The organism is Streptomyces halobius, assembly GCF_023277745.1.
GTDB lineage: Bacteria > Actinomycetota > Actinomycetes > Streptomycetales > Streptomycetaceae > Streptomyces > Streptomyces halobius.
In genome coordinates this window covers 448,794-474,494 of the sequence record NZ_CP086322.1, presented here as the reverse complement: position 1 = coordinate 474,494, position 25,701 = coordinate 448,794, and the positions used below count along the sequence as shown (strand labels likewise).

Below are 25,701 nucleotides of genomic sequence, written 5' to 3'. Positions count from 1 at the left end.
ACCGGTGGTGTCCGGTGTCAGGGGTGCGGATAGATGTCGAGTTCGACGCTCTCCGGAAGCGCGTCCGCCCCGCGGATCTCGCCGGGATAGGCGAGCCGTACCCGGCGCAGGCGGCGCAGCCCGGCGAGGGAAGCCAGATCGAGCTCCGCGACCTGTGAGAGACGGATCTCCTCAAGTCCCGGCAGGCGCAGGGCGATCCGGCGCAACGGCACCGGGGAACCGGCCCTGGCCCGCACATCCAGGTGGGTGACCTGAGGGATCTGGGTGCGCGGGGCGAACAGCAGCATGCTCAGTTGCTGAGGGGAGAGGGTCAGTGTGCGCAGATTCGGCAACTCGCCGATCAGCGACCCCCATTCGTCCGGCGTCAGGCGCTCGCTCGCGTCCTGCAGTCGCAGCTGCTCAAGGCCCCGGCACGCCACGACGCCCGCGAGCTGCGCCGCCGCCGGCGGCAGGGACAGCAGCCGCAGCTCGGCGGCGCGGGGCAGGTCGGGCAGTCCACGCCAGGGCACCTCCGGCCCGACGAGCAGCCCCTCCAGCCGCGGGCAGTCCGCCAGCTTCAGCAGCGGCTCGAACCGGGGGAGATCCCGCAGTTCCAGCCGTTCCAGGCGCGGCAGCCTGGTCAGGGGCGTCGGATCCTTGACGTTCCGGCATCCTTCCAGGACGAGCGTTTCCAGCTCGGGGAAGGCGGCGAGCAGATCGAGATCCTCCAGCTGCAGGGTGTTGCGCAGCCGCAGCTCACGCAGCCGGCGCGGATCGAGCGAGGTACGGATCTCCTCCGGGCTGAAATCGCCGTGAAGACCCACGCGTTGGTACCCGGACATGGAGCGCAGGGCGTGCAGCTCGGCCCGCGAGCGCACCGTGACCGCCTCGTCGGGCGCCGCCGCGAGGAGAGGGCGCACAATCTCCTCGGCGTACCCCTCCGTGTCGAACCGGTCCCAGTGGTCGAGGAGCTGAGCGCGCACGGCGGGCTGGTGGGTGCGCAGGAACTCCCGGAGCCGGGGGATGGCGGCGTCCCCGCCGATCTGGCAGATCGCATGGACGGTGGCCAGCTCCTCGTCGCCCGTCAGATCCTTCGCCGCGGGCAGCAGACCGAGCAGCAGGGGCCCCGTACGCGCCAGTGACCTGGCCTCGCGCAGGCTGCGCGGCGGCAGCATCCGCGCGGCCCGGTCCTCGATGGCCTCGCGCACCGTCGGCTCCAGGCGGGTGGCCTGTTCGAGGGAGGCGAGCGCCAGGAGCCGCAGCCTGGCCTGCACCGCGGCGTCCTTCTCCCGGTCCCCCCGTTCCCGCAGGCGGGTCAGCAGGTCGGCGCGCTCCTGGTGGCGGGCCTGGGCGACGGCCATCTGCACCACGTCCTCCCACTGGTCCAAATGCGCGTTGTTCACCAGCATGCCGATATCGCGCTCCTCCAGCACCGCCTTGGCGCCGAGGAAATCCTGGAACGTGCGGTGGATGAAGTTGACGGCGCCGGTGGCCGGTTCGCGCAGCAGGCCGGACCGCTCCAGGAGGAGTTGCAGTGCCTCCTCCGCCGTCCCGACCTCGGCGAGGCGGGGCACCGACGGCTGCAGCCGGCGCACCACGTCCACCGCGTCCGGCCAGTCCAGTTGTGTGCGCTCATTGCGGATCAGCCAGTACGCCAGCCTCTGCAGTGGCTCCGTGGCCGCCTTCTCGTCCAGCTCCGGCCTGCGGCCGCGGCCGTACACCTCGCGCTCCAGATCACGGCGTTCCAGCAGCATGGAGAGCGCCGCCTCGTACAGGGAGGCACGGCCCTGGGGCAGAAAACCACGGCGCTCCCGGTGCAGGGCGCAGATCAGCCCGCACATCAGCGGATTGGTCGCCAGACGGCTCAACTCGGGGCTGCTGCGCAGCGACAGCGTCAGTGACTCGCCGAGCTCTTCCGAAGCGCCCGCCGCCGTGTGCCAGCGCCGGATGAACCGCTTCATGTCGGACGGCCGCATCGCGGCGAGCGTGAACTCCTGGAAGCCCTCGCGCCCCAGCCAGCCCCGCTCCAGCGCCGAGGGACGGGTGGTGAGCAGCCACAGGTTGCCGGGGAAGACGGCCATCAGCTTCCTGAGCCAGGCCCGGACGCGGATCCGGTCGTCCTTCGGGATCTCGTCCGCCCCGTCGAACAGCAGCACACCGCGCCCGTGCTGCAGCACCCGCGCCGCCCAGCCGTCGGGCTGGGTGCCCACCAGCGGACAGCCGATCCAGCGCAGGAAGTCCTCGGGCATCGGCAGTTCGGCGTCCTTGCGCGCCAACGTGCGCAACGGCAGGACGAAGGGGACGCGCCCGAGCAGCTGCGACAGGCCACCGGGCACCCGGTCCTGCTGCGCCGTGGTCAGCGCCAGCCACTGCACCAGGGTCGTCTTGCCGGTGCCCGCCACCCCGCGCAGGAGCACCCGGTCGTGGCTGGCGAGGACCGCCTCGGCCGGGCCCGCGGCCCGCTCGGCCTCGGTGTCCCGGTCGGCGCCCGGCTCGCCGTTCACCACCGGCACCGGATCGGCCCCACCGCGGTACGGCATGGCCTCCAGGCTCAGATACGCGGTCTCCAACGGCCAGTCCTGGCCGTCCGGTTCCCGCAGATCGACACCGTAGATCGTGAGCCTGCCGTGGCACTCGACGACGTAGCGGGCGTACTCCTCCTCGAACCGCGCGTCCCGGAGGGAGCTGTCCGGCAGCCGCTGCAGCATCACGTCCAGCTTCTCGCTCTGCTCCCGGATTTCGCGGCTCTGCTCGATCTGGGCGCGGGCCGCGAACCCCGGCTGCTGGCTGAAGAAGCGCACGAGATGAACGCAGGCCGTCTCCAGGAGCCGGTCGTGGAAGCGTGCGGCGTCATCGCTGAGCAGCCGTCGGGTGTCAGGGCCCGCGCTCCCGGACAGCGCCGCGGCCAGCCGCTCGGGGCCGAGCGCGAAGGCGTGCACATCGTCCATGTCGAGATCGCCGAGAGCGTGCAGGGTGCGGGTCAGCGCCTGTCCGACGGCGTCGTGCTCATCGGCGCCGACCGGCGGATCGTGCGGCCCGGCGGCCCGTACGGCGCGGCGGACCAGCTCGCGGGCGAGAATGTGCAGATCGTCCTCGGTGAGGGTGCGGTGTTCCCTGGCGAAGGACAGCAGCCGCCGGAGGGGAATCGGACGGTCGCCGAACTCCGCCCCCGGCACCCGCGCGGGCGGCAGCAGCAGACGCCTGAGCAGCGGTACGACCACCGCCGATGCGATCCGCAGCCCCACCGTGCCGCCGTCCACCGCAGCCCTCCCTCACCCGAGCCGTGCGACCGTGCCGCCCCCAACCCGCCTCACTGTAGCCGCGTCCGGTGCCTCAAGTCGGCCCCCGAATACGCTGCTTGCGCCGCATCCGGCACCGTCACTCCCGCCCGGCACCTGGCACGCACCTGCTACTACGCCGATCACGGCGTGACCGGTTCCGGCGCCCGCCGCACCCGCCGCGAGACGGCATCCCGAGGCGGCGCCTGTGCTGGCCACCGTTCGGGGCAGGGACGCGCATCGGGCGCCTGTGCTGGCCGTCGTTCGGGGCACGGATGCGCGTCGTACGCCTCGGTGGCCGTGCCGCCGTCTCCTCGCCCGGTCCGACGAGCGGGCCCGCGGCCGACTGTCCAAGGGCTTGGAGGGAAACAAGGTGTTGCTTCCCGTTCTGGAGCTCGTTGGTGTGGTATGCGCATCCCGGACGGGGCCTGTGGCCAACTCGCTGTGAAGTTCGCGGTGTTGTTCCCGCATCCGGACGAGCGACAGCGGCGGTTGCTGATGGCCGCGGAGGCCCGGGTGCGGGCCATGGTGGCATCCGGGCCGTCGCCCGGGCCGCGGCGGTGAGCGAGACCACGGTTCGCAAGGGTGTGTTCGAGCTGGAGGCCGGCGAGGCGCCGCTGGGACGGGTACGGGGCCCAGACGGGGTCCGCAAGCGGGCTGCGGATATCGATCCGGGGCTGCGGCCCGCGCTGCTGGCGCTGGTCGAACCGGACGAGCGGGGCGATCCGATGTCCCCGCTGCGGTGGACGGGAAGTCGACCCGCACCCTGGCCCAGGAGCCGACCCGGGCCGGGCACAAGGCCAGCACCGATACCGTCGCGAGTCTGCTGCGGGAGGAAGGCTTCAGTCTGCAGGCCGACGCCAAGACGCTGGAGCACGGCCGGCACGCAGACCGCGACGCCCAGTTCCGCTATCTCAACGCGCAGGCCCGCGCACACCGGGACACCGGGACACCGGGACAACCGGGTGTGCCGGTGATCAGCGTGGACACCAAGAAGAAGGAACTCGTGGGTGAGTTCAAGAACCACGGCCGCACCCCCTGGCGGTCTGCGGGGGACCCGGTGCCGGTGCACATTCACGACTTCCTACCCGATCGGGGGCACCATCGCGGATGCGGAGATGGCGGCGCTGCCCCTGACCCGGCATGCCTTCCACGGCGACTGGAACTACGTCCTGCACTCCCCTACGGCCCCGGCCGTCCCGGCGCCACGGGCCCCGCGCCTCACCCTGTCGCCGGCAGGTTCAGGTGTCACCAGACCTGCTCGCTCGGCATAGCGTCCGGGCTTTTCACCGGGTACCGCTCATCATCGGACGCACGCGAACGTGAGGCGTTTTCCGCTGCTCCGAACGAATGAGGTCTGCTCTGGGCGGAGCGCAGCTGTAATACCTGGCCAGTCAGCGTGCCGGCGCCAGAATGATGCCGACTGCGAGGACTGCCTCACGGGGACGGGACAAGAGGTGGTGGATGAGGGCGAGGTACTCCTCATTCTGGGTGATATTCGCGTCCGGAGTAGCCACTCCCTGTTTTGCCGACCTGTCCGCATGCGGCGTGGCGCAGTTCCGCCCCAGCCGGGCCATCGAGTATCCAGGTGGCATGCCTACATCAACGCGCCGGGCAGGGGAGGCAATCGGCGAGACGGAATCGTCGAACTGGCCGAGAAGCCATTGCATCTCACCAGCTCGCACGCTTTCTTCCAATTCTGCCTCCTTCGAAAAGGTAATCGACTGGAGGAGATATAGCCAAATGCTGGGTAACGATGCGAAATCTGAGTGGACTCCGTGCAATTGAAGGATGCTGTACAACCAGCTGACGGCGGCGCGTGGGGTGTTCCCATGGGCCATTCGCCTCCAGGGGCTTCGTTCTCTTCGCTTCTCGTACGCTGATGAGCGGACATCCCGCGGTTCACTGATGACGGCAGCTATCTGGCATGAAATCCTTCGAGTGGCTCACCGTACGTCAGGAAACCTCGGTTACCCATGACCACTTCAGAAACGAACACAGGTACCGACACCGCGCGGCATGGAACACGTGAAGATATGGCGAAGCCGACTGTGGCACTGGCGGCTTGAGGGGAGCACGGTTCATGTTCTTCGGGAAGGACGCACAACGATTCAGCGGCCGGCTGCGTCGCGCCACCGAGAGAAGCTTCCACCGGCTGGACGATAGACTGCCGGCAGCCTCGGCCGGCAAACTCCTGCGCAAGGCATTTCCCGACCACTGGGCCTTTCTGTTGGGCGAGTTGGCGCTTCACAGCCTTATCGTGCTGGTGCTCACCGGCGTCTTCTTGACCCTGTTCTTCGACCCGGGCATGAGTGAGAGCACGTACGACGGATCTTACGCTCCCTTGCGCGGCACCCGGATGACAGCAGCGTACGCTTCCACCCTAGCGATCAGCGTCGACGTACGCGGCGGACTTTTCATCAGGCAGATCCACCACTGGGCGGCGCTCACGTTCGTGGCCGCCATCGGGATGCACATGCTGCGCATTTTCTTCACGGGGGCCTTCCGACGCCCCCGCGAGGGGAACTGGGCAATCGGTGTGACGCTCTTCCTCCTGGCCTTGCTGGAAGGGTTCTGCGGATACTCACTGCCGGACGATCTGCTTTCCGGCACCGGACTGCGCACCGCGAACACCATCATGGGATCCATTCCTATCGTGGGAACATACCTCTCGTTCTTCGCCTTCGGTGGTGAGTTTCCCGGTCACGAAATCATCCCGCGCCTCTATGTTCTACACATTCTGCTCGTGCCCGGAATCCTGATCGCGCTTGTGACTCTCCATCTCATTCTGGTAGTACATCTCAAACATACGCAGTGGCGAGGTCCCGGCAGAACAAACAAGAATGTGATGGGGCAGCCGATGGTCCCGCAATGGCTCGCCAAGTCCACCGGACTCTTCTTCATCGTTACCGCCGTCTTCGCCATCCTCGGTGCGCTCGGCCAGATCAACCCAGTGTGGAACTACGGCCCGTACCACGCCGATCAGGTATCCACCAATGCCCAACCCGACTGGTACGTGGGTTTCCTCGAAGGCGCACTGCGTCTTATGCCTCCCTGGGAAACGAACCTGTGGGGGCACACCATCATGTGGAACGTCTTCATTCCCGCTGTCGTTCTTCCGGGTCTCCTCTTCGCCGTGTTGTACGCGTATCCATTCTTCGAGAGATGGGTAACCGCTGACCGCGGTGAACTGCATCTGTGCGACCGACCGCGTGAGCAGCACACGCGTACCGGTCTTGGCGTTGCGGCCATCTCTTTTTACGCAGTGCTGCTTCTGGCCGGTGGGAATGATGTCATCGCCTTCGTCTTCGATTTGTCGCTCAACACTCTGACCTGGGTACTGCGGGTGGCAGTGGTGGTGCTCCCACCGTTGGCTTTCATGGTCACCAAGTGGCTTTGCCTGGCCTTGCAGCACCGTGACCGGGATCGCTTGGTCGAAGGGGATGAAACTGGTGATGTCCAGCAGTCCGTTTATGGCGATCTGAGTGAGGGGCGACGCCCGCTGCCGGCCCCGGAGCGTTATACGCTGCTTGCTCGCAAGACGCAGCTTCCCCTCAAACCGCGCGAGGAACCTGTCGGAACCCTTTCGTGGCGCCGACGATTGCAGCTGTCATTGAGTCGCTGGTACTACCGTGACCAGGTGGAGTTGCCCTTCGTGCAAGAACAGCAGGAGTAGCCTCAGCTTTCGCGTTCCGCGTACTGGAAGACGAAGCCGAAGATACTACCGGCCACCAGGCCCACACCGATCAGAAAGAGCCACGCGCCGAATACGACGCCGAGGGCTCCGACGGAGTATCCGAGCGCGGTCAGAAACGGATAGATGCTGCGTGGCGGAAAAAAGTCGACCGGACCCGACCGCTGCTGGATCTCGGCAGTCTTGTGGTCTTCCGGACGGGAACCGTGCTTGTGCCGTTGCACGCCGAAATAGACAAAGATGAGGGCCGACATGAGGAAGGACACGATGAGCGCGGCGGTGCCGACCGGTTCCAGTTCGGACCACCACGCGTAGCCGAGGGCGGTTACGGCGAAGAACAGTGCGACGCCGCCGAAGAGATAGGTTTCAATCTTCACGTGCTATTCGCCCATTGTGTCGGGGGTGGGTGTGTCGCTTTTCTCCGAGTCGGAAACGGGGCTGTACGCCGGGACGCCGGCAACCACCTCTGGATGATGCAGGTCGAACGTGGGTGAGTCGGAGCGGACACGCGGCAATGTATAGAAGTTGTGGAGGGGCGGTGGGCAAGAAGTCGCCCACTCCAAAGACCGACCGAAACCCCAGGGGTCGTCCACGTGTACTTTCGGCGCGTAGCGGGCGGTGCGCCAAACGTTGTACAAGAAGGGCAGCGTAGAGGCACCCAGCAGAAAGGAACTCACCGAAGACACCGTATTCAAGAGGGTGAATCCATCTGCGGCCAGATAGTCGGCGTATCGGCGCGGCATGCCGATCTCGCCGAGCCAGTGCTGCACCAAAAAGGTTCCCTGGAAACCGATGAACAACGTCCAAAAATGGATCTTTCCAAGCCTTTCGTCCAGCATTTTTCCGGTCCACTTGGGCCACCAGAAATAGAATCCACCGAACATCGCAAAGACGACGGTGCCGAACAACACATAGTGCAAATGCGCAACGATGAAGTAAGAGTCCGTTACATGGAAATCCAAGGGCGGGGAGGCGATCAGCACTCCACTGAGTCCGCCCAGCAGAAAGGAGACGAGGAACCCCACACTCCACAGCATCGGGGTCTCGAAGGAGAGGCTGCCATGCCACATGGTGCCGATCCAGTTGAAGAACTTCACACCGGTCGGAACCGCGATGAGGAAGGAAAGCGCCGCGAAGAACGGCAAAAGAGCACCTCCGGTTGCAAACATATGATGGGCCCACACGCTGGCGGAAAGCATGGTGATGGCAATCGTGGCGCCGACCATTCCGACGTATCCGAAGATCGGTTTACGGCTGAAGACCGGAATGATTTCTGTAATCACTCCAAAAAATGGTAGAGCCACGATGTACACCTCCGGATGGCCGAAGAACCAGAACAGGTGCTGCCACAGCAACGCGCCCCCGTTCGCGGGGTCAAAGATATGCGAGCCGAACTTTCGGTCCGCCTCCAGGGCGAGTAGCGCGGCGGTGAGCACAGGGAACGCCAGTAGGGCAAGAATGGAAGTGAACAGGATATTCCAGGTGAAGATCGGCATGCGAAACATCGTCATGCCGGGGGCCCGTAGGCACACGATCGTGGTAATGAAATTAACCGATCCCAAAATCGTGCTCAGACCCGCCACGGCAAGCCCCATGGTCCACAGGTCTCCGCCTTTTCCCGGCGAGAACACCGCCCCGTTGAGGGGCGCATAGGCGAACCAGCCGAACGAGGCCGCCCCGCCGGGAATGATAAAGCCCGACACCACCATGAGGCCGCCCAGCAGAAAGACCCAGTAAGTAAAGGCATTGAGGCGCGGAAATGCGACATCCGGGGAGCCAATCTGAAGCGGCATCACCGCATTCGCGAAGCCCGCGAACATAGGAGTCGCAAAAAGCAGCATCATAATGGTGCCGTGAATGGTGAAAAGCTGATTGTACTGCTCGTTCGAGAACAGCTGAGTGCCAGGCCGGGCCAGCTCCGCCCGCATCAGCATGGCCAACACTCCGGCAAGCAGGAAGAAGCCGAATGCAGTGACCAAATACAGGTTGCCGATTACTTTGTGATCGGTCGTAGTGAGCCACCTCAGGAGGACTCGTCCGGGTCGCGACCGATCCTTTTGTGATACGGGCCGATCCGCCGCCGCAACCTCAGCCATCTGCGTTCCCCTTTCCTCACGAGCCGCGAAACGCCGATTCACCTCCGCCATGATGGATGCTCTTGGTCGTGCGTCAGGGCGCACGAGGAGGGCCATACGAGTGAAATGGGACAGGAAGACGACAGCGATCACGCCTCAGCGATCGAAGCGGTCAGGGGCAAGGGCCAAGGACGGAGAGCGGCACCGCAGGGACAATGGCGCGATGGCGCTACCCCATGCAGGTGCGGGCGCGCCCAAGTTCCGTGGTCATGCAGCCGGCGTTCGGAATTGAGCGGGAGACTTCACTACGTTGGCTGGCGATCGCATCGTTCCGCGTGCTGTCGCTGTGCGGCCGCCATCGCGGTATCGCTGCCTTACGAGCAGCGGCCGGGCTCTTCGGCGGCATACCCAGGTGGGGCGGCAGTGGTCGGGAGGGCCACGCCCACGGCTGGCCCAGAATAAGCAGGCTACTCCGTCGCACGCGCCGTGTGCATATCTCATAGGAGGAAGAGGCTTCATGCAGATTGCTTTCTTGGTAGCGCCTCAGGGTGTAGAGGAGATCGAACTCACCGAGCCTTGGCAGGCCGTTCTCGACTCAGGAGACACTCCGCACCTGATCTCCACCCGCCCCGACGACATTCAGGCTTATGACCACCTGGAAAAGGCCGATACCTTCCCTGTGGACCGGACTGTGGGTGCGGCGAAAGTGGGTGACTACGTCGGCCTGGTGCTGCCCGGCGGCGTCGCCAACCCCGATGCCCTGCGTATGGACAAGGCAGCGGTGAAATTCGTCAAGGGCTTCTTTGATGCGGGCAAACCCGTCGCGGCCATCTGCCATGCCCCCTGGACGCTCATCGAGGCCGACGTCGTACGGGGCCGCACGCTCACTTCCTGGCCCAGCCTGCAGACCGACATCCGTAATGCCGGGGGCACCTGGGTCGACGAACAGGTCAAAGTGTGCACAGCACGCCCCAACACACTCATCACCAGCCGAAAGCCCGGTGATCTGGAGGCTTTCTGCAGCACCTTCCTCTCCGAGTTCTCACAGGCAGTACAGCGAGTTTGACCAGGGCGGATGAAAGCAAGGCCAGTTGCAAGCCACTGATGCGGAGCCGGCCGAGCGGAAGCTCAGCATGCGCGAACGCCGACCGTACGAAGGTTGCTGTAGTGGGATACCTGTCGGCTCTCGCCGCTGATGTCCGGCAGCCGCGATCCGGTTCCCTGGGCGGACAGCGCACCACGAGGTCTACGTGCCCCTGACCGGGCGCTTAACCAGCCCGGTCGCGGAGCGGGCGCACTGGCTCTACACAGGAGATATGGGCGGGCGAGGAGGCAGTCATTCCGACCCGGCGAGGTCGTGCCCGACAGCGTCCGCCCAGCCGCGCGCTGCACGGCGGGAAGGGAGACGGGGCCGGTGAACGCAGCTGGTTTGTTGGAGGACCTGTCCGCGCGAGAGCGCGCCGCGCTCCGTGCCGTCGCGCAGCCACGCACCGTGCGGCCGATGCTCGCGACGCTGACCGAGGACTACTTCTCCGATCCCGGATGGATCTTCGAGCGCAAACTGGACGGGGAGCGGTGCCTGGGCTTCCGTGACGGCGACCGGGCACGGCTGTCCTCCCGCAGCGGGGAGGACCTCACGGACACCTATCCCGAGGTTGCCGAGGCCCTCGCCGGGCAGAGCTGCGACGACTTCGTCGTCGACGGCGAGATCGCCGCCTTCGCCGGCACCCGCACCAGCTTCGCCCGGCTGCAACAGCGTATGGGCGTCCATGATCCCGACGAGGCCCGTAGCAGCCCGGTCGCGGTGACGTATTACGTCTTCGACCTGTTGCACCTGGACGGCCACGACGTCACCTCCCTGCCGCTGCGCAGCCGCAAGGCGCTGCTGCGCCGCGCTCTCGCCTTTCGCGCTCCGCTCCGGTTCACCAACCACCGCAACACCACCGGGGAGGCATACCTGCGCCAGGCGTGCAGATGGGGCTGGGAGTGGCTGATCGCCAAGCGGGCGGACAGTCGGTACGCGCCGAGACGAACGCCGGACTGGCTGAAGTTCAAGTGTGGGCAGGGACAGGAGCTGGTGATCGGCGGCTTCACCGAGCCGGCGGGCAGCCGCATCGGCTTCGGCGCGCTGCTCGTCGGCTACTACGAAGGCGACCGGCTTCGCTACGCGGGCAAGGTCGGCACCGGATACGACCGTAAGACCCTGGCCGAGCTGCGCGAACGGCTGGACGGGTTGGAGTGCGAGCGGCAGCCGTTCGCCGGTGGCGCGGTCCGCGAACGCGGCGCGCACTGGGTGCGGCCCGAACTCGTCGCCGAGATCGTCTTCACCGAGTGGACCGACGACGGCAAGCTGCGCCATCCCCGCTTCGTCGGCCTGCGGACCGACAAGCCCGCTGAGCAGGTCGTACGGGAGAAGCCCAAGGAAAGACAGTGAGCCGAAGGAGAAACGGTGCGTACGAAGGACGACATCCGTGTCGGGGGACGAACGGTTGCGGTATCCAAGCCGGACAAGGAGCTCTTCCCCGACGACGGGATCACCAAGGCCGAACTGGTCGACTTCTACCGCACCGTCTCCCGCCCGATGCTGACCCATCTGCGCGGACGGCCGCTGGCCATGGAACGCCACCCCGACGGGTATGGCGGGAAATCGTTCTTCCACAAGGACGTTCCCGACTACTTCCCGGACTGGATCCACCAAGAGGAGATCGCCAAAGAGGACGGGACCGTCACGATGGCGGTGTGCGACGACGCCGCCACCCTCGCCTACCTCGCCAACCAGGCGTGCATCACCCCGCACCCCTGGCTGAGCCGCGTCGACCGCCTCTACTGCCCCGACCGCCTGATCTTCGACCTCGACCCCCCGGGCGACGACTTCGAGATCGTGCGCTGGACCGCCCGGAAGCTGGGAGACCTCCTCACCACGGAACTCGGACTGCGGCCCGCCGTGATGACCACGGGCTCACGCGGCCTGCACCTCGTACAGCTGCTGGACCGGCGCACCGACTTCGACACCACACGCGCCTTCGCCCGCCAGGCCGCCGACCTCCTCGCCGCCCGGCACCCCGACACACTGACGACCGAGGCACGCAAGAACAAGCGCCGCGGCCGCCTCTACCTGGACACCCAGCGCAACGCCTACGCCCAGACCTCGGTAGCCCCCTACGCCGTCCGGGCCCGCCCGCACGCCCCGGTGGCCACCCCGCTCGAGTGGGACGAACTCGACGACCGCCGGATCGGCCCGCAGCACTGGACCCTGCGCACCATCCCCGACCGCCTGTCCGAACACGGCGACCCCTGGAAGGGGCTGAGCCGCTGCAGACGCTCCCTGGGACCGGCCCAGCGCAGACTCGACGCCCTCGTCCAGGAAGACGCCTCCTGACGACGCCTCAACGGTGCGTCGTAACACGTTGCCTTCGCGTCGCCATTCCCTCATATCGGCGCCAGACATCCGGTCTTCGATCTCGGTGTCGTCAAGAACTCTGGTCACGATGTCCCTCCTGGCCGGTGCGCTCCCCGATGCGATAGCTGCAGGTCTGTAACGGGGCCCGCACCGCAGTCACGGGTACGGTGTACCGCCGCGGCCACCCATCTCCGGGCCGGTGTCGCGACGACCCATGCCCGTGCTGTCTGGGCCCGCAGTCGGCGGATACTCAGGCCGTTCCCCAGGGTGTGCCGGGGGCGGCGGAGCGCCGCGGCGCGTCAACCCGCTTCCCGTACGGGCTGCTTGGGTGGCGAGCAGCCAGCGGGCGCGCAACTCGCTACGTGCTTGGGCACGGCATTCAGGTCGCTGCTGTGGAGTGCACGTCCTCGGCTATTCGTTTGTCGAGGGCGGTTCGGGTCAGCCCTGCGGCCAGGCCCGGTAGGTCGGCGTCGTCTTCTACGAGGGACGCCAGGGTCTTGGGAGAGGTGGGCAGCCCGAGTCGCTCCGCCCCTTCCTGTACCTTGCGGTCAAGGTAGGGGGAGAACTCCGGCCATACGGCTTGGGCCTCCCGCAGGAAGATGGCCACCCCGGTGGGGCCGATGCCGGGGATCTCCCGTAGCAGCTTCTCCGGGTCTTCACCTTCGCGCAGCCGGCGCAGGTCACCCTTGTATCGGTCCAGCAGAAGTTCGGCTCCATCACCGAGTTGGGTGGAGGTCCGCTCGTCGTAACGGCGATAACCGCCCTCGCCGAGCGCATCGACACGCTGTTGCCAGGTGGCCTCCGCCATCCGTCGGGCATCCCGCATCCCGGCGTCGAACAGCGCCGGGCCGCCGCCACCGCGGTGTCCGCGCGGATGCGGGCCGACAGCAGCAACGAGAGCACCAGGAGCTGGTACAGGGGGGCCGGGGTGTTCCGCAGCTTGATGCCTGCCTGGGCGGCGTACGTCTGGCCATGCCGGTCAAGCAGTGCCCGAACCATGACCTTGTCCTTCTTGCTCATGACGCACTCACGCACCTTCCCTGGGAAGCCGGCGGCACGAGACGCGAACCATCGGGAGAGGAGCGACCGAAGGCAGAGGGCTCACGGAGTTCCTGCTGCTCAGGTGGACGGACCGCCGGCTTGCGCGGGTTGCCGATGGCCGTTCGGAGGGCCGTCCCACCAGGAGGGCGACTCCGACGCCGCAATGTTCCAGGCGACGGCCCAGAGCTACCGCTCTTCTATCTGTGATTCGGGCAGGCGCCGACCACGCCACGGGCAGAAGAGGGTGACGATGCGCGAGGTGCCCCGTCGTGGACGATCAGCCCGTACTCCTGGAACTTCGCGCTGAAGCCAACGAGCGCGTCCGGGCAGGCGAACGGGTCGGTGTGGGTGTCACAGTGCCAGTCCAGGTGGCGTGTCAGGGGGAGCGAGATCCCCGAAGGTGGGGACCGTCACTGTGTTGGGGCTTGGCCCGACCGGCGACATGGCCGCCCGCCTCGCCCTGCATCAGAGGGCGAGCAAGGCCATCGGCGTCGAGTTCGTTCTTGACGCCTTGTATGTGCATGTGACCGGGGTGTGCGCACCGTTGACCTGACCGAGCACGGCAATAACGTGGTGGTCAATTCGTACCGTGAGTGGCGCCCCGCTGGTTGAACTGGTCGGCAGCCCGCTCGTTGAGAACCCCGAGCATGCGTCGGAGCTTGTGGGCCGGCGGCTGGTCCTCGGCCTCGATCCTGAAGCCCTCAGCCATTTCCCCGTCGCCACCGCGGGGCAGCATACGCCCCAGTGCCGATGTCAGCCGGGTGGTTGTCACCGGTGCCACGCCGTGCGCAATGGCACCCAGCTTGGCCGCGGGGGTGAGAACGACTCGTGGTCGCCGCCGTTGCAGCGCGGACACAATGCACGCGGCTGCCCGCTCGGCATTCATCGACAGGATGGGGGCGCCGGCCAGCACCTGGAACCACGCGTACTCGCGACGCCTGTCGCCACCGAAGTGGGCATGAAGATGTGATCCGGTCCGCATCAATCCCGGGTGGACCCCGGTAATGGTGACGTCGTGCGGAGCCTCCTCCGCCTGGAGCCCCTCGGCGAGCGCGGCGACCGCCGATTTCGCGCAGGAATATGGCAGCAGATGAGGTACGGCCAGCAGGCCGCCGACCGACCCGATGAGAGCCAGTCTGCCGCCGGCCGGGCTGTTCCGGAGGTAGGGGAGAGCGGCGAAAGCGGTGTTGAGCGCACCATTGAAAATGGAGTCCATGGCGTCGTGGAAGCCCTCGATGCCGAGTGCGTCCGCGGGGCCGACCTGGATGATTCCAGCATTGGCGATGGCGATATCCAGCCTGCCGTTGTCTCCGGCGATCTCATCGAAGCGATCACGAACAGCCTCTCTGTTCCGCACATCGCACGCCACACCGCGTACCGAGCCATCACCGCCCGCCTGTCTGAGCTTGTCCACGGCCCTGCCGAGTTCGACCTCATTCCGGGCCAACAACACGACATCACAACCGCGTCGCTGTAGTTGGCGCGCCATCAGCAACCCCAGCCCTCGCGAGCCGCCGGTAACCACAGCGGTAAGCCCTTCTATCGAAGGGACGGCGGGAAACACACGCATGAAGAGCCCTCCTTATTCGCGTCGGACGGCGCTCGCGAGGTGTACGCATCACCCGTTCAGCGCGACGAAAGGTAGAGGTGGTCGCATACAGCCGCCAGTAGGTTCGTCGGCACCCGCCGGACCGCCCGCCCAGATCCGCCGGAGCGTGGTGAGCACGGTGGATACCGCGTCGAGGGATCTGCGCCCGCTGACGGGCGGCGACTCGCAGGGCAGCTGTCCAAACCGCCTTTCAGCCCCAGCAGGACGACGTCCCAGCACCACTCGCCGGCAGAGCCGAGGGCCCGGGAAAAACTCCGGTATGGCCGGGTTGGTTGGCTTTCGGGACAGGCCAACGGGCGCGGATACAGATCAGGTCGTCAACAAGCGGTTGAAGAACGAACGGTAGTGCTGCAGCGCGACGCGCAAATCCTCCGTTGCTACTACCGCTACCAGTAGTGCCTTCGGCCGGCGAACGGGTGGCCCACCGAACCAAGGACCCACAGGGCGGCCCCGACTACCGTGAGAACAATCCCGATCGTCCACAGGACGGTTATACCGGTCACGAACCCGATGACAAGCAAAATGACTCCGAGAACGATCACAGGGTGCTCCCGATCTTGTTCTTGTGTTCCCTTCTCACTCTGATCCCCGTCCGCTGTGAGGGCAACCGCTTGCGGAATTGGCGCCGGCGTCACGTGGGCCTGTGGCCCGATGGCGTGCTGGTCGGCCATCTGATGCGACGGCCCCTCGGCGGGGTGCCGACGTTTGAGCGCCAGCTGTTTGCGGTCGATCGCGAGCATGGGACGGCCTGGGGAATTGATGAGCCCTGTTCGGCGTCGGGAAACCGTGTGCCATGTCTCCTGATCACAGCGAAGCGCCCGTGCTGGAAGCTCTCGTCCAGTACCACGCATCGGGACGGGTGCCGTTCAGCCCTCCCGGCCACAAACAGGCGCGAGGTGCCGATCCGCGGGTCCGTGACGTGCTGGGCGACGCAGTGTTCCACGGAGATGTCCTGGCTGTCGGCGGCCTGGATGACCGGCGTACCCGGGGCAAGGACCTCGAACGTGCCGAGAAGTTGATGGCCGACGCGGTCCACGCCTCTCACACGTTCTTCTCGACCTGTGGGAGTTCCCTGTCGGTGAAGGCCGCCATGCTCTCCGTCGCGCGCCCTCACGAAGAGCTGCTGATCGGCCGGGATGCGCACAAGTCCGTCGTCTCCGGTCTGATTCTCGCCGGCATCCGTCCCGTCTGGGTGGACCCCCGGTGGGACGCCGGCCGTCACCTGGCGCACCCACCGTCCGCCGACGACTTCGACAGGGCTTTTGCCGCTCACCCGGACGCGAAAGGTGCCCTGGTCACCAGCCCGACCCCGTATGGAAGCTGCGCGGATCTCCGGTCCATCGCGGACACCTGCCACCGCCGGAACCGCCCACTGATCGTGGATGAGGCGTGGGGCGCACATCTGCCCTTCCATCCCGATCTGCCCACGTGGGCCATGGACGCGGGTGCGGATGTCTGTGTGACCGGCATCCACAAAATGGGCAGCGGCCTGGAGGAGGGCTCCGTCTTCCATCTGCAGGGCGACCTGATCGACCCGGGCCTGCTGAAGACCCGCGCCGACCTGCTCGGTACGACCAGCCCCTCCGTGCTGATCCACGCCGGGCTCGACGGCTGGCGCCGTCAGATGGCCCAGCACGGCCGGGACCTCATGGACCGTGCCCTGGCTCTGGCGGCACGGGTAAGGGCGGCGATCGAGGAGATCGATGGTCTGCACGTCCACGACCGCGCGGATTTCTGCGGTCCCGGGTTGGCGGACGACCTGGATCCGCTTCCTGTCGTCATTGACGTCATCGGACTCGATACGGCGGGATACCGGGTGGCGGACTGGCTGCGCGAACACCGGAACATCGACGTGCATCTTTCCGACCACCGCCGCATCAACACCCAGCTCACCCACGCCGACGACCATGAGACGACGGACGCCCTGCTGGAGGCGCTGCGGGCGGTTTCCGCCGCAGCGCCGGACCTCCGCCCCAGCCCCGTGGTCAACGTGCCCGCGCCCCAAGACCTACGGCTGAAGCAGAGTTGCCTGCCCCGCGACGCCTTCTTCGGGCCCGTGGAGGACGTCCCCGTGCAGCACGCCGCTGGCCGCGTGGCGGCCGAGATGCTGACGCCCTATCCGCCTGGCATCCCCACCGTCCTGCCGGGTGAACTGCTCACCGGACCCGTGCTGGAGTACTTGCGTTCAGGGATCGAGGCAGGCATGAACCTGCCCGATGCCGTCGACACCCGGTTCAACACCGTCAGGGTCCTGGCGGAGACCGACGGACGAACGTAGCCGCGTCGTTCGCCCCGACAGGCTGTGCTGGTGGATGAAGCGCCGGCAAGGGGGCAGCGCCATCTGTTCAAGCCGTACGCCATGTAGAGGGCGCGAGCCGCGTGGTGGCTGTATCGGGGGCGGAGGTGCGGAAGATCCCGTTGGCCCTCAGCCTGGAGGTACGGGTGTCTTCGACGCAGGTGACCAGGTGATGTAGGGCATGCGGCATGGACATCATGTCCGTCGAAGGCGCCGCGCATGGCAAGGGTGGCGCCGCTTCGGTGTCAAGGGCGTGGTCGGCACCGACCGTCGGCGACCGCACCACCGATGTGAGCCTCCGGTGGTGAGGGCGGGCCGCAGCGCGACGTATGCGCACCGTCACGGTGTGGGGAGGCAGAGCGACCATGAGGAGCGAATATGAGGGCCCTGACCTGGCACGGCAAGCGCGACGTACGCGTCGACACGGTCCCCGACCCGGAGATCACGGAGCCGACCGACATCATCGTGCGTATCACCTCTACCGGCATCTGCGGCTCGGACCTGCACCTGTACGAGATCCTCGGCCCCTACCTCGAACCCGGTGACATCCTCGGTCACGAACCGATGGGCATCGTCGAGGAGGTCGGGTCCCAGGTCACGGCGGTATCGGTCGGCGACCGGGTCGTCGTGCCGTTCAACATCTCCTGCGGCACCTGTTGGATGTGTGGCCAGGGGCTCCACTCCCAGTGCGAGACCACCCAGGTCACCGAGCGTGGGATGGGCGCCGCGCTCTTCGGGTACTCCAAGCTCTACGGCCAAGTACCCGGCGGACAGGCCGAGTTGTTGCGGGTTCCGTTCGGCGACAAGCTGCCCATCAAGGTGCCGCACGGCCCGCCGGACCAACGGTACGTCTACCTCTCCGATGTCCTGCCCACCGCCTGGCAGTCCGTCGCCTACGCCGACATCCCGTCGGGCGGATCCGTCACCGTGCTCGGACTCGGCCCCATCGGCGATATGGCCGCCCGTATCGCCCTGCATCAGGGGGCGAGCCTGGTCATCGGCGTCGATCTCGTCCCCGAACGCCTCGCCCGAGCGCGTGACCGTGGCGTGCACACCATCGATCTGAACGAGCACGGCACGAACGTGGGGGAGGAGGTCCGCCGGCTCACCGCAGGGCGCGGCACCGACGCCGTCATCGAGGCGGTCGGCATGGAGGCGCATGGCGCTCCGCTGGTGAGAGCTGCTCAGAACATCGCCGGGCGGCTGCCCGACGCGATCGGGGAGAGGCTGATGGACCGTGTCGGCGTGGACAGGATGACGGCGTTCAACACGGCTGTCGATGTCGTCCGCCGCGGCGGCACGATCTCCCTCATCGGCGTCTACGGCGGGTCCGTCGACCCGGTTCCGATGGCCGGCCTCTTCGACAAACAGATTCAGCTGCGCATGGGGCAGGCCAACGTCAAACGGTGGGTCGACGACATCATGCCGCTCCTCGACGACGAGGACGTCCTCGGTGTGGACAGCTTCGCGACCCACACGCTGCCTCTTGAGGAAGGCCCCCAGGCGTACAAGACCTTTCAGGCGAAGGAAGACGGCATGGTCAAGGCCGTGCTCACGCCCTGAAACCGGTGCCCACGAGACGGGTGGCCGTACACCAGGAGGCCCGACATGGCAGACGAGCCCGACAAGGCAGATGAGAACGCGGCCCCGAGCAACCCCCTCACCCAGCACCCACAGCCCGAGTTTCCGCAACAGGACCAGGCACACCCTGGGTGGACAGGGCCGATGGCCCCTCCCCCCGATCACGGCGAGGAGTCCTATCGCGGCAGCGGTCTCCTCGAAGAGCGAAAGACACTGATAACCGGAGGCGACTCCGGCATCGGCCGGGCCGTCGCGCTGGCATTCGCGCGGGAGGGCGCGGATGTGCTGTTCACATTCCTGCCCGCGGAAGAGAAGGATGCGGAGGAGACCACCCGGCTGGTCACCGAATCGGGGCGCACAGCCGTGCCGATGGCCTGCGACATACGCGAGGAAAAACACTGCCGACTGCTGATCGAACGCGCTGTGAAGGAGTTCGGCCGGATCGACATCCTGGTGAACAACGCGGCCTATCAGATGTCGCAGCCGGACGGAATCCAGGACATCACCACCGAACAGTTCGACAGGGTGATGCGCACCAACCTGTACGCCATGTTCTGGCTTTGCAAGATGGCGCTGCCGCACATTCCCGAAGGCGGATCCATCATCAATTCCACTTCTGTGCAGGCATACAAGGCCGGCTCACACCTGCTCGACTACGCGACGACAAAGGGAGCCATCGTCACCTTCACCCAGGGACTGGCGCAGATGCTGGCTTCCGACGGCATCCGGGTCAACGCAGTCGCCCCCGGCCCGGTCTGGACGCCCCTGATTCCGGCAACGCTGCCGGACACCACCACCTTCGGTAAGCAATCCCCTTTGGGACGCCCCGCGCAGCCCGCGGAAATGGCACCCGCCTACGTCTTTCTCGCCTCCCCGCAGGCCGGCTACATCACCGCCGAGATCGTCAACGCCACCGGTGGAACCCCTTTGCCCTGAGCAGGCGCGCTACGCCGCCCACCGACCCCGACACGGTGGCGGTGAACGGTGTCGCAAGGTGAGACCCAGCGGCTACGGCTCCAGGAGCCGCGGTGAGTCTTGTTGTGTACTTCCGTCTTCGCAGCCGGCGGGCGAGTGTCGCTGTCCCGGGAGTCGGGAAGTTCCTTGTACGTCGGCTCCAGAGCCTGGCTGCGTGCCGTCTCCTCCATTGCCGCCGTTGGGCCCTCGCCTGCGGAGTCTCCCGGGCGCATGCCGAATCCGCAGGTGAGGGCCTAAAGATCTCAGCTCGTGACTGGATGAGACCCAGCGGCGGTCACGGTTCCAGGAGCCGTCGCTGGGTCTCTCTTCCAGGGTTGCACCCGTGGCGGCGCGCTGTGGAGTACTACGGCCCGACAACGGTGTGGGGTCGCGCCATGACTGACAACTACGGTGCAGGTCCTTGGGCAGGGCGGGCTGTCGGTGGGTCGCGATCATCGTTCCGGCCATGAGGGCACTGCCCTGTCGGCCGCAGGGGGGCGATGGCTTCCTCGTCGGGGACCTGGTCGAAGTTTTCGTACCAGTCTCCGACGGAGCGGAGGAGGTTGGCTGCTGTAGGCAGCTGACGTCTTCTGCGCCCTGGCGCAGCAGGGCGGCGACCTGCGGTGCGCAGACGGGTGCGGCCGTTTTCAGGCGGGTCGGGCTCTGGCCGTGCAGGTGGCGGAGGGCGGCATGGTGCGGTGAGGACGGTGGCAAGGCCGTCGCCGATCAGGATGACCGAGTGTTCCCAGTCGTACAGTGGCGTCTCCTGTCCGGCGATCGCTCCGATCGCGATATCCCGGTACGCCGATCTTGCGGGCTATGACAACGCCCCCCCACTCCGTGCACCCTCGGCGGTATCATGGCCGCCATCCGTTTCCACCCCGACGTGTTCGAAGAGGGAGATGGTCGGGTAGGTGCTTTTGGCCTGGTCGAGGAGGCGTATCCCCAGGGCGTTCGGGAGATGCTCGGTGACGGTCACGGCGAGGATCAGACCGGTCGTGTCAGTCCGGATGTCCCTTTTCCGACCCACGATCTTCTTGCCGGCATCCGTTCCCTGGCTGGTCACAGGCACGTTCGTGGAGGTCTTCACGCTCAACCACGACGCTGGCGTTCACGGCGGCGGGCAACACCTTCGATCTGGCCGTCGCCGTCGCCACCGCCACCTTCGGCGTCGCCCCCGGCCAGGCGCTCTCGGGCGTCGTCGGGCCCCTGATCGAGGTCCCGGTCCTGATCGCCCTGGTGTACGTGTCGCCGGCCTGGCGCAAGAACTTCGGGGCCGCACGGCCGAGTTCATGACGTCACACACGGACGTGGTGGTGGTCGGCGGCGGCCAAGCAGGGCTCGCCCCGGCTACCATCTGCGCCGTCCCGGCGTGGACCTCGTGCAGCCCACCAAGTCCGGAACTCCTCTGCAGACAGTGAACGACGGGGCGCCGCAGCGCCGACCGCCCATGGCCCGACGGCGTCAGAGGGGCATTAGGCCAGCACGGGCGGTTGACGCTGCGCTGGGCTGTTCATCGGGGCCGAGCACGGGAACGTCGGCGCTGAGGGAATAGATCGCCCGCCGTATGGCTTGATGCTGAGGAGGAGGTAGCCGTGGCAGATTCCCGCCCCGACGCGTCGCAGTACGCGCTGGCAGTCGACACGACCGACGGGCAGCGTGCGGTCCTCGCTTTCTCGGGCGTCCTGGACGCACACGCGCTGCGCGAGCTGGAGGAACTGCTCCTCGACCCGCGGCTGCGGCGGGCCGGGGCGTGGGTGTTGGAGATGCGCGCCGTTGAGCGGATAGATCTCGCGTGCGCCTATGCCGTGCTCCGGGCGGCGACGAGCCTGCCGGAAACCCCCGCCGTCACCGTCCGCGGCGCCCGCCGCAGCGTCCAGCGAACCCTGCGGCACGCCGGCGTCGACGCAGTCGTGACGTTCGAGGAATAGCCGACCGGTATGCGCACGCGTGCCGCCGTCGCTGTGGAGGCTTGGGCAGATGACGGCGGGGCTGCGCGCTCGACCAGCACGACATCACGCCAGACGCCGTGGCGGCGGCCGATGCGCTGCCGAACGTCAAGCCAAAGGGGCCTTGCGACCGGCGCGCTGAGAGCTACGAGTCCTCGAAGACTGCACCGACTAAGCCCCTGCCGCCTCCCGGTACGTCAGGCCGCCTGGGTGAGCTCGGCGCGGCCGAAGAGCAGTGCGTAGCCGGAGGGGAGTCGGGCGAGGATGCGGGTGAGGAGCTCCTCGCCGGCGAGCTGGGCCACGGAACGCAAAACAGTACCGGTGTCCCAGCGGGTGGTGGCCGCCGTGCCGCCAGTGCGGGACGCCAGGTCTTTGACGAAGCCCCAGCCGGTGAGGGGTTCGGTGGCGGGGATCCCGGATGTGAAGGTGACGGCGGCCTCGTACGGCAGCCTGGCCGCGAGTTCCACGCGCTCATCGCCCGTGAGCTGGCGTCCGAGGGCGCCCAACACGGCGTGCACGGATTCCTCGGCCCGTGCGCGGGTGGGGTACGCGCCTTCGTACCGCACTCTTTCCAGCATCTGCTCGAACGTCATGCCCACGGCGGGCCGGCATGGCTCCTGCTGGGGAATCATCGGTATCACGGTTGCCTTTCTCGTCTGAGGTCGTCGCGACACCGGTGGCCGGGGGCTCGCCCGTCGGCCACCGGTGTCGCTTGGAGCAGAGGAAGGGGTGTCGCTGTCTCCTGGGCTATACGCGCTGGGGGTGGCCGAACAGCAGGTCGTAGCCCGCCGGGAGCTGGAGCAGGACCCGGCTGGTGAGCTCTTCGCCCGCGGCGTCCGCGGCCACGCTGAGCACAGCGCCCACGTCCCAGGCCGCGGTCTGTTCCGTGGCTCCCTCGATCCATGCCGCGGTGGCCCGTACGAACCGCTCGGGGGAGAGCGGCTCGTGCGCCTGGAGCGGATTGAGCAGGATGAGTGCCATGTTCTCCGGCAGCCGGGCGGCCAGTTCCGCCCGTACGTCGCCCACCAGGTGCGCACCCAGCAGTGCCAGCACCGTGCGGGTTGCCCGCTCGGCTTCTTCGGTGGTCTCGTACTCGCCGCGTTCCTTGACCTGGTCGAGGAACGCCTCCCATCGCATGGTCATCTGTGCCCTCTTGCGTGTGTGGCAAGCGAGCGGAGGACGGGGGCGGCCGGAAGGGAGGCCGTCTCCCCGTCTCCGGCACGGCTGGTAGGGGGACTCAGCCGCTGATCTCCTTGTGCGCGGAGCCGCCACCGATGGCGATCTTGCGGGGCTTGGCGCGCTCGGCGATCGGGATACGCAGGGTCAGCACACCCGCGTCGTAGTCCGCCTTGATGTGCTCGGTGTCCAGGGTGTCGGCCAGCATGACCTGGCGGGAGAAGACGCCCAGAGGCCGCTCGGAGAGCTCCATCTGCACGTCGTCCGCCTTGGTGACGGGCCGCCGCTCGGCCTTGACGGTCAGCATGTTCCGCTCGACGTCGATGTCGATCGCGTCCGTGGAAACTCCGGGCAGATCGAGGGCGATCACGTACTCATCGCCCTCACGGTAGGCGTCCATCGGCATCGCCGACGGCTGCGACCAGGTGCCGGTCGCGTTCAGAACCTGCTGGGCGAGTCGATCAAGCTCACGGAACGGGTCGGTGCGCATCAACATCGTGAACACCTCCAACATTCAGATCAGGCACTTTGCTGCCAATGCGCTTCACCTGGCATGGTTGTAACATGTCATCCAAGCGATGACAAGTAGATAGTCGTCGAGATGACGACGAAACTTGTTGGAGGCTCCATGACCGTTGACGATCAGCCCACCCCCCGCGCACGCGGTCTCACCCCCACGTCGTTGCTCGCCGCCGCCGCGGCGCTGGACACGATCCACGGAGCCCTGCGCACCGCCCGGACATCGCGGGACGGGGAGCGCCCCGAGCCCGGCCAGGCCGGCTCGGAGCAGGCACTCGCCACGCTCCTGCTGCTCCGCGAAGCGCGCGATCAGCTCGCCGAGTGGGAACCGGCCCTGATCGAAGCGGCCCGGGAGGCGGGCGCCAGCTGGGCCGACCTCGCCCACCCCCTCGGCGTCTCCAGCCGCCAGGCCGCCGAGCGCCGTTACCTGCGCGTACGCCCCGGAAACCCGGGGTCCACGGGCGAGCAGCGGGTACGGGCCACCCGCGACCGCCGCGCCGCCAACCGCACCGTCGACGCCTGGGCCCGCGGCAACGCCGCGGACCTGCGCCAACTCGCCGGTCAGATCACCGCGCTCACCGACCTCCCCGCCGCCGCCCGCACCCCTCTCGCCGAGCTCACCACCGCCCTCGCCGCAAACGACGCGGCCGCCCTCGTCGGCCCCCTGACGGACACGCACGCGTACCTGGCGTCCCACCACCCAGGTCTCGCGGCGCGCGTCGATGACGTCGCCCACCACACCGACCGACTCCGCCGGCACAGCGGCGACCAGCGCCGGAACCGAGTGTGATCTCCGCAACTTCGGGACGTGGGGGGAGGGCCCGCCCACCAGCCCGGTGGACGCCTTCACGAGACGTTGGAACCGCCGCGGGCGAAGTCCGGTGAACACCTCGACGAACTCACGATGCAGAACGGATACCACCTGCACTGCCGCACCAACGCAGCCCAGCCAGCAGAGTCACGAGATGCCCTCCATCTGGCTATAGCCAGGCATGCGGCGCAGATTTCCGGTGCACGAGTGCAAAAACCTCCACTGATCCAGCTTCCGAGCCGCATCGGGTACATGCAGCGCAGGACGGCATCAGTACTGCTGCCCGAGTAAACGCCTCACCAGCAGCCCACCAGGGAGTGATCCATGGCCCAGCGAGTCCGAGACGTCATGACGAGCCCCCCGTCACAGTGCAGCCGAAGACCCCAGTGGTGGAGGTTGCCCGCCGGATGCGCGAGGAAGACATCGGTACCGTTCTTGTCACCGACGGCGACCAGCTGAGGGGCTTGGTCACCGACCGCGACCTGGTCGTACGGTTGCTGGCCGGCAACGGCGACCTGAGCGATACGAGCGTTCACCAGGCATGCAGCGAGGAACTGGTGACACTCTCCCCCGACGACGAGGTCGATCAGGCTGTCCAGTTGATGCGCGAACATGCGGTGCGCCGACTTCCCGTGGTGGAGGAGAACCGGCCCGTGGGCGTCGTCTCCCTCGGCGACATGGCCGTTGAACGGGACCCCGACTCGGTCCTCGGCGACACCAGCGCCGCAGAACCCCAGCAATGACCCGTACTCAGAGGCCCTGAAGCGAGAGGAGCTTCAGGAATGCAGCCTCCTGTCGGTAGCCGGACCTTCCGAGACGGACAGGGGTACACGACCAATGAAGTTCGACGAGTTCCTGGCCATGGTGCGTGAGCGCGGCGAGTACGAAGACCAGGAGGAGGCCAGGAAGATCACCGCAGCCGTACTCCGGGTGCCGGCCGACCGCATCCCCCCGGGCGAGGCCAAGAACCTGGCCACGCAACTGCCTCCACCACTGGACCGGGCCCTGCGCAGCAACGGGGAGCCGGAAGGTTACGGCCGGGAAGAGTTCCTGCGCCGGGTGGCCGAGCGCACCGGCGCACATGCTCGCACCGCCGAGTGGGACGCCAGTGCGGTGCTGGCCACCGTCGCCGATGCCGTCTCCGGCGGAGAGCTGAATCAGATCCTCGGTCAGCTGCCCTCGGGCTACGCCACTCTCTTCGGCAGGCCGGGGCTCAGCCGCTGAGCGGACCAGGCGCGGCCCGCCCCCGGGCCGCGCCTGGAGCTCCTTGGTCTGTGGGCGATGGCGCGGCGCGGGGATGCTACACAGCTCGGCGGCGTCGCACGGGACCACCGAGTTC

Annotated in this window: 20 protein-coding genes and 5 pseudogenes; 14 read left to right on the top strand and 11 right to left on the bottom strand. The window is 67.1% G+C overall.

Features of this window, described 5'->3' with window-relative positions:
• Positions 1-17: 17 nt before the first annotated feature.
• Positions 18-3,239 carry an NACHT domain-containing protein gene (locus K9S39_RS02130; protein WP_248861603.1) on the bottom strand — a complete coding sequence of 1,074 codons (3,222 nt, stop codon included), beginning with the start codon at positions 3,237-3,239 and terminating at the stop codon, positions 18-20.
• Positions 3,240-3,665: 426 nt separating this feature from the next.
• Between K9S39_RS02130 and K9S39_RS02125 the strand changes: the two are divergent.
• Together K9S39_RS02125 and qcrB are read left to right on the top strand one after the other, a co-directional pair.
• Positions 3,666-4,350: pseudogene (locus K9S39_RS02125) on the top strand (ISAzo13 family transposase); the annotation flags it as partial.
• Positions 4,351-5,340: 990 nt separating this feature from the next.
• Positions 5,341-6,933: a cytochrome bc1 complex cytochrome b subunit gene (qcrB, locus tag K9S39_RS02120; RefSeq protein ID WP_248861602.1), complete on the top strand. Its 1,593-nt coding sequence runs from the start codon at positions 5,341-5,343 to the stop codon at positions 6,931-6,933.
• Positions 6,934-6,935: 2 nt separating this feature from the next.
• Here qcrB and ctaF read toward each other — a convergent pair whose 3' ends face one another.
• Together ctaF and ctaD are read right to left on the bottom strand one after the other, a co-directional pair.
• Complete coding sequence (ctaF, locus tag K9S39_RS02115; RefSeq protein WP_248861601.1) at positions 6,936-7,328, bottom strand: aa3-type cytochrome oxidase subunit IV; 393 nt, start codon at positions 7,326-7,328, stop codon at positions 6,936-6,938.
• 3 nt (positions 7,329-7,331) lie between these two features.
• A complete protein-coding gene (gene ctaD, locus K9S39_RS02110; protein ID WP_248868566.1) occupies positions 7,332-9,047 on the bottom strand; it encodes an aa3-type cytochrome oxidase subunit I in 1,716 nt (571 codons plus the stop codon).
• A 496-nt stretch (positions 9,048-9,543) separates the two neighbouring features.
• On the opposite strand from ctaD, the gene K9S39_RS02105 reads away from it, so the two are divergent.
• From K9S39_RS02105 to ligD (K9S39_RS02095), 3 genes are all read left to right on the top strand, one after another.
• Positions 9,544-10,092, top strand: coding sequence for a type 1 glutamine amidotransferase domain-containing protein (locus K9S39_RS02105; RefSeq protein WP_248861600.1), 549 nt, complete (start codon positions 9,544-9,546; stop codon positions 10,090-10,092).
• 348 nt (positions 10,093-10,440) lie between these two features.
• Positions 10,441-11,460: a non-homologous end-joining DNA ligase gene (gene ligD, locus K9S39_RS02100; protein WP_406707860.1), complete on the top strand. Its 1,020-nt coding sequence runs from the start codon at positions 10,441-10,443 to the stop codon at positions 11,458-11,460.
• 15 nt (positions 11,461-11,475) lie between these two features.
• A complete protein-coding gene (gene ligD, locus K9S39_RS02095) occupies positions 11,476-12,405 on the top strand; it encodes a non-homologous end-joining DNA ligase (RefSeq protein ID WP_248861599.1) in 930 nt (309 codons plus the stop codon).
• Positions 12,406-12,805: 400 nt separating this feature from the next.
• Here ligD (K9S39_RS02095) and K9S39_RS02090 read toward each other — a convergent pair.
• Positions 12,806-13,446: pseudogene (locus K9S39_RS02090) on the bottom strand (endonuclease).
• A gap of 218 nt (positions 13,447-13,664) precedes the next feature.
• Positions 13,665-13,835: a DUF6980 family protein gene (locus tag K9S39_RS42695; protein ID WP_406708117.1), complete on the bottom strand. Its 171-nt coding sequence runs from the start codon at positions 13,833-13,835 to the stop codon at positions 13,665-13,667.
• Between the two features lie 50 nt (positions 13,836-13,885).
• Here K9S39_RS42695 and K9S39_RS41910 point away from each other — a divergent pair, with 50 nt between their 5' ends.
• Positions 13,886-14,020: a hypothetical protein gene (locus K9S39_RS41910; protein WP_283112158.1), complete on the top strand. Its 135-nt coding sequence runs from the start codon at positions 13,886-13,888 to the stop codon at positions 14,018-14,020.
• A gap of 24 nt (positions 14,021-14,044) precedes the next feature.
• On the opposite strand, the gene K9S39_RS02085 is transcribed toward K9S39_RS41910, so the two are convergent.
• A complete protein-coding gene (locus K9S39_RS02085) occupies positions 14,045-15,037 on the bottom strand; it encodes an SDR family NAD(P)-dependent oxidoreductase (protein ID WP_248861598.1) in 993 nt (330 codons plus the stop codon).
• A gap of 425 nt (positions 15,038-15,462) precedes the next feature.
• A complete protein-coding gene (locus K9S39_RS02080; RefSeq protein ID WP_248868563.1) occupies positions 15,463-15,618 on the bottom strand; it encodes a DUF6131 family protein in 156 nt (51 codons plus the stop codon).
• Between the two features lie 251 nt (positions 15,619-15,869).
• Between K9S39_RS02080 and K9S39_RS02075 the strand changes: the two genes are divergently transcribed.
• From K9S39_RS02075 to K9S39_RS02065, 3 genes are all read left to right on the top strand, one after another.
• Positions 15,870-17,354 carry an aminotransferase class I/II-fold pyridoxal phosphate-dependent enzyme gene (locus K9S39_RS02075; RefSeq protein ID WP_248861597.1) on the top strand — a complete coding sequence of 495 codons (1,485 nt, stop codon included), beginning with the start codon at positions 15,870-15,872 and terminating at the stop codon, positions 17,352-17,354.
• A gap of 396 nt (positions 17,355-17,750) precedes the next feature.
• On the top strand, positions 17,751-18,935 hold the full coding sequence (locus tag K9S39_RS02070; RefSeq protein ID WP_248861596.1) for a zinc-dependent alcohol dehydrogenase: 1,185 nt from the start codon (positions 17,751-17,753) through the stop codon (positions 18,933-18,935).
• A 45-nt stretch (positions 18,936-18,980) separates the two neighbouring features.
• A complete protein-coding gene (locus tag K9S39_RS02065) occupies positions 18,981-19,889 on the top strand; it encodes an SDR family oxidoreductase (RefSeq protein WP_248861595.1) in 909 nt (302 codons plus the stop codon).
• A gap of 919 nt (positions 19,890-20,808) precedes the next feature.
• Here K9S39_RS02065 and K9S39_RS02060 read toward each other — a convergent pair.
• A pseudogene (locus K9S39_RS02060) lies at positions 20,809-21,000 on the bottom strand (IS5/IS1182 family transposase); the annotation flags it as partial.
• Positions 21,001-21,002: 2 nt separating this feature from the next.
• On the opposite strand from K9S39_RS02060, the pseudogene K9S39_RS02055 reads away from it, so the two are divergent.
• Positions 21,003-21,203 (top strand): annotated as a pseudogene (locus tag K9S39_RS02055) (arsenic resistance protein); the annotation flags it as partial.
• 299 nt (positions 21,204-21,502) lie between these two features.
• Positions 21,503-21,838 (top strand): STAS domain-containing protein, encoded by a 336-nt coding sequence (locus K9S39_RS02050; RefSeq protein WP_248861594.1) that lies wholly within the window; start codon positions 21,503-21,505, stop codon positions 21,836-21,838.
• Positions 21,839-22,053: 215 nt separating this feature from the next.
• On the opposite strand, the gene K9S39_RS02045 is transcribed toward K9S39_RS02050, so the two are convergent.
• The 3 genes from K9S39_RS02045 to K9S39_RS02035 all read right to left on the bottom strand — a co-directional run bounded on the left by K9S39_RS02045 (position 22,054) and on the right by K9S39_RS02035 (position 23,528).
• Complete coding sequence (locus tag K9S39_RS02045; RefSeq protein ID WP_248861593.1) at positions 22,054-22,488, bottom strand: DUF2267 domain-containing protein; 435 nt, start codon at positions 22,486-22,488, stop codon at positions 22,054-22,056.
• Between the two features lie 115 nt (positions 22,489-22,603).
• Positions 22,604-22,999, bottom strand: a complete 396-nt coding sequence (locus K9S39_RS02040; protein ID WP_248861592.1) for a DUF2267 domain-containing protein — start codon at positions 22,997-22,999, stop codon at positions 22,604-22,606.
• 94 nt (positions 23,000-23,093) lie between these two features.
• A complete protein-coding gene (locus tag K9S39_RS02035; RefSeq protein WP_248861591.1) occupies positions 23,094-23,528 on the bottom strand; it encodes an Hsp20/alpha crystallin family protein in 435 nt (144 codons plus the stop codon).
• 132 nt (positions 23,529-23,660) lie between these two features.
• On the opposite strand from K9S39_RS02035, the gene K9S39_RS02030 reads away from it, so the two are divergent.
• The 3 genes and pseudogenes from K9S39_RS02030 to K9S39_RS02020 all read left to right on the top strand — a co-directional run bounded on the left by K9S39_RS02030 (position 23,661) and on the right by K9S39_RS02020 (position 25,586).
• Positions 23,661-24,341, top strand: a complete 681-nt coding sequence (locus K9S39_RS02030) for a type III effector protein (protein ID WP_248861590.1) — start codon at positions 23,661-23,663, stop codon at positions 24,339-24,341.
• Between the two features lie 345 nt (positions 24,342-24,686).
• Positions 24,687-25,105 (top strand): annotated as a pseudogene (locus K9S39_RS02025) (CBS domain-containing protein).
• Between the two features lie 94 nt (positions 25,106-25,199).
• Entirely contained in the window at positions 25,200-25,586 is a 387-nt protein-coding gene (locus K9S39_RS02020) for a DUF2267 domain-containing protein (protein ID WP_248861589.1), read from the top strand.
• Positions 25,587-25,701: the final 115 nt, after the last annotated feature.

What these genes read in the sequence shown, in the direction of transcription:
- K9S39_RS02070 (WP_248861596.1), top strand. Translation starts at nt 17,751, where the DNA reads ATGAGGGCCCTGACCTGGCACGGCAAGCGCGACGTACGCGTCGACACG.
- K9S39_RS02085 (WP_248861598.1), bottom strand. Translation starts at nt 15,037, where the DNA reads ATGCGTGTGTTTCCCGCCGTCCCTTCGATAGAAGGGCTTACCGCTGTG.
- K9S39_RS02040 (WP_248861592.1), bottom strand. Translation starts at nt 22,999, where the DNA reads ATGACCATGCGATGGGAGGCGTTCCTCGACCAGGTCAAGGAACGCGGC.
- ctaD (WP_248868566.1), bottom strand. Translation starts at nt 9,047, where the DNA reads ATGGCTGAGGTTGCGGCGGCGGATCGGCCCGTATCACAAAAGGATCGG.
- K9S39_RS02065 (WP_248861595.1), top strand. Translation starts at nt 18,981, where the DNA reads ATGGCAGACGAGCCCGACAAGGCAGATGAGAACGCGGCCCCGAGCAAC.
- K9S39_RS02075 (WP_248861597.1), top strand. Translation starts at nt 15,870, where the DNA reads ATGTCTCCTGATCACAGCGAAGCGCCCGTGCTGGAAGCTCTCGTCCAG.
- K9S39_RS02030 (WP_248861590.1), top strand. Translation starts at nt 23,661, where the DNA reads ATGACCGTTGACGATCAGCCCACCCCCCGCGCACGCGGTCTCACCCCC.
- qcrB (WP_248861602.1), top strand. Translation starts at nt 5,341, where the DNA reads ATGTTCTTCGGGAAGGACGCACAACGATTCAGCGGCCGGCTGCGTCGC.
- K9S39_RS02035 (WP_248861591.1), bottom strand. Translation starts at nt 23,528, where the DNA reads ATGTTGATGCGCACCGACCCGTTCCGTGAGCTTGATCGACTCGCCCAG.
- K9S39_RS02105 (WP_248861600.1), top strand. Translation starts at nt 9,544, where the DNA reads ATGCAGATTGCTTTCTTGGTAGCGCCTCAGGGTGTAGAGGAGATCGAA.
- K9S39_RS02045 (WP_248861593.1), bottom strand. Translation starts at nt 22,488, where the DNA reads ATGATTCCCCAGCAGGAGCCATGCCGGCCCGCCGTGGGCATGACGTTC.
- K9S39_RS02020 (WP_248861589.1), top strand. Translation starts at nt 25,200, where the DNA reads ATGAAGTTCGACGAGTTCCTGGCCATGGTGCGTGAGCGCGGCGAGTAC.